The following is a 7,213-nucleotide window of genomic DNA, read 5'->3' as shown; positions in this document are numbered from 1 at the left end:
CTCGGGCAGCAGCACGAGGTAGGGTGCGACCAGACCCCATTCCTCATCGGATACCTCGGACGGATAAGCCTTGCGGGTCATCCCGCAAATCTGGACCTCCCCTCAGTCCACAACAGCCTCTAGACCTCATGAGTGCCTCCGGCGGGGGCGGGCCGGACGCCGTTGTCCATTATGGCTGCCGTCGGCCATCCCGCCCCCGCCGGAGGCACTCAACGCGGGGTCCGGGGAGTTCGTAACTCCCCGGCTCGGGACAAAGGCTTCGCCTTTGCCCTGGGGTCCAGGGGCAGCGCCCCTGGCCACGGCCCGAGTCACCCAGAACAACCGGCCGCACCTGCCCGGGAGCCAAAGGCCAGCGGTAGTGGCCGCTCAGGTCAGCCGGGCGGACACGCGTTGCGCGAGGTCCAGCAGCGCCCGGTCGCGGCCGGGGGCGGCGATCAGCGACAGGCCCACGGGGGCGCCTTCGACGCGGGCGCCGGGGATGGTGACCTCGCAGAGGCCGGCCATGCCCGCCAGCGCTGTCCCTGCGATCGTGGCTTCCCGGACCGCCTGTTGTTCCGAGGGCGGGGCGCCCAGCAGCGGCGCCGGCACCGGCGAGGTCGGGCAGACCATCACCGCGCCGCCGCCCAGTAGGGCGCGCAGCCGGGCCGCCATCACCCGGCGGAAGCGGCGGCCGGACGCGGCGTCGGCGGGGTCCAGCGTCCGGGCCGCGGCGAAGCGTTCCCCGACGCCCGGCCCGAAGGCGGGTTCGGTGGCCGCCACCCAGTCACCCAGCGAGGCCCAGGCTTCCTCCGCCTGCACGGCGCGGAAGTGCTCGTAGACATTGTCCAGCCCTTCGGGGGCGACGGATACGGTCAGCGCGGGGCCGAGCAGCACCTCGACCTCGTTCAGCACCGGCTGCAGCGCCCGCACCGTGGCAGGGGCAGCATTCATCCAGGCGTCCTGCGGCTTCAGCAGGGCGCCGCTCAGCGCCGGGCCGGGCAGGTCGGGCAGCAGCAGCACCGCCCCGGCGCGGTGCAGGGTGGCGGCGTCGCGGGCGAACCAGCCCACCGTGTCGAAGGAGGGCGCGAGCGGCCGCGCCCCGGCCAGGCTCACCGCCCCCCAGGACGGCCGGATGCCCCAGATGCCGCAATAGGACGCCGGGATGCGCACCGAGCCGCCGGTGTCGGAACCCAGGGCGAAATCCACCAGCCCCGCCGCCACCGCTGCGGCCGAGCCGCAGGAGGAGCCGCCGGGAAAGCGATCCGGCGCGGCGGGGTTGATGGGCGTACCGTACCAGACGTTCTCGCCCGTCAGGCCGTAGGCGAGTTCCACCGTGACCGTCTTGCCGGCCAGCGTCGCCCCGGCGTCCAGCAGCGCCTGCACGGCGGGTGCCGTGGCGGTGGCGGGGGCATGGGTCCGCGCCCAATCCGGGTTGCCGTAGCCGGTGACGACCCCGGCCACGTCGAACAGGTCCTTGACCGCGAAGGTGAGCCCCTGGAGCGGTCCGTCCAGCGCGCCGGAACGCCGCAGCCGCTCCCCCGGAACAAAGGCTCCGACTTCATGCTCGTCCATGCCGTCCCCCCCTTTGCACTGCAAACAGCCTGCGGCAAGGGGGGGCGGGATGCAACGCCAGCGTCGCAGAGCAAGCTCCCCAGCCGGCCCAGATCAACAGCATGATGGTTTCGCTTCGGGTGGCGTTTGCGGGAAAGGGCGGGCGCGCTGGCGCCAAGCCTCGCCGCACCCGCACATCGCGCCGGATCGCTCCGCCGCTGGCCGTGCGGAGTCGGTTTGGCAGGGGGTCAGCGCGCCAGGGAGGTGCGGGGACGGCCGCCCTGGTCCCAGTTGCCCTCGTCGAGCCAAGCCAGGATGGCGTCGCGGCGGTCCGGCCATTCCTCGGCCAGGATGGAATACCAGGCGGTGTCGCGGGCGCGGCCCTTCACCACCTTCACCTGCCGCAGCGTGCCCTCGTAGCGGAAGCCCAGCCGCTCCGCCGCGCGGCGGGACAGCGCGTTCAGCGCGTGGCACTTCCAGGTCAGCCGGCGATAGCCCAGCTCGTCCATCGCGTGGCGCATCAGCAGGAACATCGCTTCCGTGGCGGCGCGGGAGCGCTGCATGCGCGGGCTGAACCAGATGTTGCCCAGCTCGATCGCGGCGTCGGCGGGAAAGATCTCCATCAGCGTCAGCCAGCCGTCGGCGGTGCCCGTGCGGTGCGGCCGCACCGCCCAGGCCATGGGGTCGTGCTGCGCGGCCATGCCCGCGACCTGGGCGCGCAGCGTCGCCTGGTCGGCGAAGGGGCCGTAGGGGAGATAGGCCCAGGAATCCGTGGCCGCCTGGCCGCCGCCCTGCGCCGCCTGCCACAGTTCCGGCGCGTGCCGGACGTGCAGGGGTTCCAGCGTCACGCTGTTGCCGCGATGCGGCACCCGGGCCGGCAGCGGCCGGGGGGTGGGGTCCACTTCCGGTCCCAGGGGGGGACCGGAGGCTGGGTCAGCGGGGGCCTGCGGGGTCGCGTCGGCGGCGGGGGGCTGGGGATCGGTCATTGCTGCCGCGGAGTCTGGCGCCGGGCCGGCACGGCGGCAACTCGCGCCACCGCCACCCTGCGGGGGACGGCGAAGAACCCTGGCCGCCGCGGCGGCAACGGGGTGGCAGGTTTCTCCCGCGCCCGGCGGCCGCAGCAGGATTTTCCCCACGACATCGTGCATGTTGCGCCGCAGTGCGGGCCACCCCATAGCAGGGGCGCCATGACCTCTTCCGCCCCCACGGCCCCGGCCCCGCCCAAGGCGACCTCCGGTGCCTTCTTCCACGAAACGGTGCTGTCCGTGCATCACTGGACGGACCGGCTGTTCTCCTTCCGCACCACGCGCGACCCCGCCCTGCGCTTCCAGGCCGGGCAGTTCGTGATGATCGGCCTGCCGGTGGACGGGAAGCCGCTGCTGCGGGCCTATTCCGTGGCTTCCGCCCCCTGGGACGAGGAGCTGGACTTCCTCAGCATCAAGGTTCCGGACGGGCCGCTCACCTCCCGCCTGCAGCACCTGCAGCCCGGCGACACGCTGCTGGTCAGCCGCAAGCCGGTGGGCACGCTGCTGCTGGACAACCTCAAGCCCGGCCGGACCCTGTGGCTGCTCAGCACCGGCACCGGGCTGGCACCCTTCCTGAGCCTGATCCGCGAGCCCGAAGCCTATGACCGCTTCGACAAGGTCGTGCTGTGCCACGGCGTGCGCGAGGTGGCGGAGCTGGCCTGCCGCGACCTGATCGAAGAACTGCCGGAACACGAGTTCCTGGGCGAGATGCTGCGCGACAAGCTGCTCTACTACCCCACCGTGACGCGCGAGCCCTTCCGCAACCAGGGCCGCATCACCGACCTGATCGCTTCCGGCAAGGTGTTCCGCGACCTCGGCCTGCCGGAGATGAGCGTGGAGCACGACCGGGTGATGCTGTGCGGCAGCCCGGAAATGCTGGCCGATGCCCGCGTCCTGCTGGAAGCCCGCGGCTTCACCGAAGGCAGCCAGCACGAGCCCGCCGAGTTCGTGATCGAGAAGGCCTTCGTCGAGAAGTAGCCCCCGCCCCGCGCTTTCCCGGGCGTGCCGCGTCAGTCCGGCGGCAGCACGGCCAGGAGTTCGCGGGCTTCCAGCAGCTTCAGGCGGTCCTCCACCGAAGCGAGGCGCGCGAGGCCGAGCGCCAGCACGGTGACGCCGCTGTCGCTGTCCAGCGTGATCTCCAGCCTTTCGCCGCCTTCGGGAAGCGGCAGCACCGCTTCGGTGGGTGCTGCGGTGTCCAGCAGCAGCTCGGCCGAGGCTTCCTCCGCGCCGTCCCGCCAGGCGGAGATCCGCAGGTCGCAGGGCGGCTCGGCGGCCTGCAGCTCCAGCACCAGGCGCAGCGGGCCGTCCGGCACCCGGGCCAGGATCGCCGCGCTGCCGGGCCGGGCGTCGCGCCCCGACGCGGCCGCGGTGGCCCAGCCCTCGCCGCGCGGCAGGCTTTCCGCCAGCGCCGCCTCGGCACCCGGCTGGCGCAGGACGCGGCGCGCCAGCCGCACGCGGCGGCCGGGCGGCAGCACCGGCGGGGCGGGCGCGGGGGCGGCCTCGGCCAGGGCGGTGGCGGCGGCCAGCATCTCGGCGGCCACGGCGGCCCAGGGGCGGCAGCCGCCGTTGGGGGCGATGCGGGCCGCGACCGCTTCGGGGTCGGCCAGCAGCAGCAGGGCCTTTTCCACGAAGTCCGGCTCGGAATTGGGGGCGAAGAAGGTGGCGCCGCCGGCACCGCTCTCGATCAGCGCGGAATGGCCGGCGGCCAGCACGGGGCGGCGCAGCGCCAGGGCCTCGCTGACCGGCAAGCCCCAGCCCTCGGCGTGGCTGGCGCAGATGGAGAACAGGCAGTGCCGCGTCAGCGCCCGCAGCGCGGCATCGTCCACCTCGTGCAGGATCAGCACGCGCTCGGCCAGCTCGGGCGAGGCGGCCAGCAGGCTCAGCGCCCCTTCCGCCCGCCAGCCCGGGCGGCCGACGCAGACCAGGCGCGGGCAGTTCGCGCCCAGGCGGCGCAGCAGCGTGAGCCAGGCCTGGAACACCAGAGCATGGTTCTTGCGCCCCTCGATCGTGCCGACGCAAAGGGCGAAGGGGCGGCCGTCGCCCAGCGCCGGGGGCAGCTCGGCCGGCACCGGCAGGGCAGGCGGCAACCCGTCTAGCCGCACCACGCGGGTCGGCGGCAGGGGCAGGCCGGGCAGGAAGCGCGCCGCGGCCTCGCGCAGCCCGGCCTCCGTGGCGGCGGAGTTGCAGACCACCCCGTCCGCCAGCATCGGCAGGGCGGAAAACCAGCGGGCGTAGTCCTCCACCGTGCCGGCGCTGCACCATTCCGGCACGCTGATGGGGATGGTGTCGTGCAGCAGCGGCACGTAGCGCAGCCCGGCATCCCGTGCGGCGGCGAGGCGGGCGGCGTATTGCGGCAGCGCCCAGGCGGTGCCCGGGCAGAACAGCAGCGCGCCGGCACTGAGCGTCAGGTCAGGTGCGCCCTCCAGGGCGGCATGCAGCACCGCCACGGCCTGGGCCCAGTCGGGATCGGCAGGATCGGCGCCGGTGGCGGCCAGCCGGCGCAGCCGGTGCAGCAGCGGGGTCGGGATCTCGCGCCAGCCGCCCTCGCCGGGGCGCATGGCGCAGAGCGTGACCGGACCCGCGGCGGGATCGGCCAGCAGCGCCGCGGCAATCTCGTACTGCACGCGCTGGATGCCCGAAGGGGCGCGATGCCTGCCCAGCACCCAGCTCGCCAGGTCCGACAGGTCCAGGGCGGTGCCCGTCACGCGCCGGGCGGGGCCGGCCGGCACCCGGGTGGAAAGGGTGGCCCATTCGCGCCAGGGGTCCTCGGCTTCCGGGTCGAGCCGGGCGGCACGGGCATAGGCGGCCAGGGCTTCCGGCAGGCGGCCCAGCAGCTTCAGCGCGTGGCCGGATTGCAGGTGGATGTCGGGGTCCTCGGGCTGCATCGCCTCGGCCTGGGCATAGAGCGCCAGGGCAGCGCCGGGGTCGCCGGCCTCCTTGACCATGTGGCCGCGCTGCACGATGGCGCCGCGGTCATCCGGGCGTTCCCGCAGGTAGTCGGCGTAGTGGGCGGCAGCGACCGCCCAGTCCCGCGCATCGCGGGCGGCATCGGCACGGGCGAGCAGTTCGGCGGCATCGGGCATGGCAGGGCTGCCGCACCACGGCGGCGGGCGCGCGTCAAGCGGCGCCCCGGGGGCCACGGGAACGGCCGGGCCGCGGGACGGTGGAAGCGCGCGGCCCGGCCGGGCGCCGGAGCGCGGCCACCGTCAGCATGCGGCCGCCATCCCGCCCGTTTCCGCGCCGGGGCATCCGCCCTATAGCCGCCGCATGGCCCCACGCATCGTCATCGACGGCATGAACCTCGGTCTGGAACAGGGAACAGGGGTGGCGACCTATGCCCGCAACCTCAGCTTCCGGCTGGGCACGCTGGGGGCGCGGACGGAGGTGCTCTACGGCAGCCGGGCGGCGCCGTCCAAGGACCCGATGATCCGCGAGATCGCCTTCTTCGACGGCCGCGCCGGCGCGCCGCCACCGCTGACCCGGCTGCTGCGCACGCTGCGGCGGCTGCTGCTGCCGGGGCTGACGCACCGGGCGCACACCATCCCCATGACCGGCAACGTCATCACCACCACCTTCGAGGCGCGGCTGCCGCATGCCGATGCGCTGTGGAACGTGGAGGAGGTCTTCGCTCTCGCGGCCAACCACTTCAAGCTGCACAAGACGCTGCTGAAGGTGCGGATGCCCGAGGCGCCGGACCTGATGCACTGGACCTACCCGGTGCCGCTGCGCATGCCGGGGGTGCGCAACATCTACACGCTGCACGACCTGGTGCCGCTGCGCCTGCCCTTCACCACGCTGGACCACAAGCGCCGCTACCTGCGGCTGAACCGCATGCTGGCCAAGGGTGCCGACCACATCGTCACGGTCAGCGAGGCGTCGCGGCGCGACATCATCAGCCTGCTGGGCTGCCCGCCCGAGCGGGTCACCAACACCTACCAGTCCGTGGAAATCCCGCGCCGCCTGGCGGAGAAGCCGGAGAACGAGGCGCGGGACGAGGTGATGGGCTCCTTCGGCCTGCCCTGGAAGGGCTACTTCCTGTTCTTCGGCGCCATCGAGCCCAAGAAGAATGTCGGCCGGCTGATCGAGGCGCACCTGTCCGCCGGCTCCTCCCTGCCGCTGGTGATCGCGGGCAAGCAGGCCTGGAAGAGCGAGGAGGAGCTGCGCCTGCTCTACGAGGACCACCTGCGCTGGGTGCTGCCCAACAACCGCGAGCCCAATGGCCGCGATCCGGTGTCCATGGTGCAGCGCAAGCTGCGCGAGCAGGTGATCCTGGTGGACTACGCGCCCTTCCGGCTGCTGGTCAGCCTGATCCGCGGTGCCAAAGCGGTGCTCTTTCCCTCCCTCTACGAGGGCTTCGGCCTGCCGGCGCTGGAGGCGATGAGCCTGGGGACGCCCGTGCTCACCTCCAACACCGCCTCCCTGCCGGAGGTGGTGGGCGAGGCCGCGGTGAAGGTGAATCCCTACGACGTGCGTGCCATGGTGGAGGGCATCCGCGCCCTGGATTCGGATGCGGAGCTGCGCGGCTACCTGTCCGAGGCCGGGCCTCGGCAGGCCGCGCTGTTCAGCGCCGAAGCCTATGAGCGGCGGCTGCGCGGGTTGTACGAAGGGCTCGGCCTGCGGCTCGACGGCGCGCCCGATGCTCTGACCTGATGCGGCAG

At 73.6% G+C, this 7,213-nt stretch carries 5 protein-coding genes and 1 pseudogene; 2 read left to right on the top strand and 4 right to left on the bottom strand.

Annotated elements, in window-relative coordinates; genetic code table 11:
* The 3 genes and pseudogenes from ACLIBK_RS16815 to ACLIBK_RS16805 all read right to left on the bottom strand — a co-directional run.
* A pseudogene (locus tag ACLIBK_RS16815) lies at positions 1-81 on the bottom strand (IS5/IS1182 family transposase); the annotation flags it as partial.
* Positions 82-366: 285 nt separating this feature from the next.
* The gene (locus tag ACLIBK_RS16810) at positions 367-1,551 is read right to left on the bottom strand and encodes an amidase (RefSeq protein ID WP_415388436.1); all 1,185 of its coding nucleotides are present in this window, start codon (positions 1,549-1,551) and stop codon (positions 367-369) included.
* 227 nt (positions 1,552-1,778) lie between these two features.
* Positions 1,779-2,432 (bottom strand): GNAT family N-acetyltransferase, encoded by a 654-nt coding sequence (locus tag ACLIBK_RS16805; RefSeq protein WP_415388435.1) that lies wholly within the window; start codon positions 2,430-2,432, stop codon positions 1,779-1,781.
* 285 nt (positions 2,433-2,717) lie between these two features.
* Here ACLIBK_RS16805 and ACLIBK_RS16800 point away from each other — a divergent pair, with 285 nt between their 5' ends.
* Positions 2,718-3,533 carry a ferredoxin--NADP reductase gene (locus tag ACLIBK_RS16800; RefSeq protein ID WP_415388434.1) on the top strand — a complete coding sequence of 272 codons (816 nt, stop codon included), beginning with the start codon at positions 2,718-2,720 and terminating at the stop codon, positions 3,531-3,533.
* 32 nt (positions 3,534-3,565) lie between these two features.
* Here the strand turns inward: ACLIBK_RS16800 and ACLIBK_RS16795 are convergent, their stop codons facing one another.
* Positions 3,566-5,638 carry a glycosyltransferase gene (locus ACLIBK_RS16795; protein ID WP_415388433.1) on the bottom strand — a complete coding sequence of 691 codons (2,073 nt, stop codon included), beginning with the start codon at positions 5,636-5,638 and terminating at the stop codon, positions 3,566-3,568.
* A gap of 184 nt (positions 5,639-5,822) precedes the next feature.
* Here ACLIBK_RS16795 and ACLIBK_RS16790 point away from each other — a divergent pair, with 184 nt between their 5' ends.
* Positions 5,823-7,205, top strand: a complete 1,383-nt coding sequence (locus ACLIBK_RS16790; protein WP_415388432.1) for a glycosyltransferase family 4 protein — start codon at positions 5,823-5,825, stop codon at positions 7,203-7,205.
* The last annotated feature ends 8 nt before the right edge of the window (positions 7,206-7,213 follow it).

Source organism: Roseomonas sp. BN140053 (assembly GCF_047690175.1).
Classification (GTDB): domain Bacteria; phylum Pseudomonadota; class Alphaproteobacteria; order Acetobacterales; family Acetobacteraceae; genus Roseomonas.
The sequence above is the reverse complement of the archived record's forward strand: the minus strand, read 5'-3'. Positions and strand labels throughout refer to the sequence as shown.

Bases quoted from the DNA above. Each gene is read 5' to 3' on its own strand.
- ACLIBK_RS16810 (WP_415388436.1), bottom strand. From the start codon at position 1,551: ATGGACGAGCATGAAGTCGGAGCCTTTGTTCCGGGGGAGCGGCTGCGG.
- ACLIBK_RS16790 (WP_415388432.1), top strand. From the start codon at position 5,823: ATGGCCCCACGCATCGTCATCGACGGCATGAACCTCGGTCTGGAACAG.
- ACLIBK_RS16800 (WP_415388434.1), top strand. From the start codon at position 2,718: ATGACCTCTTCCGCCCCCACGGCCCCGGCCCCGCCCAAGGCGACCTCC.
- ACLIBK_RS16795 (WP_415388433.1), bottom strand. From the start codon at position 5,638: ATGCCCGATGCCGCCGAACTGCTCGCCCGTGCCGATGCCGCCCGCGAT.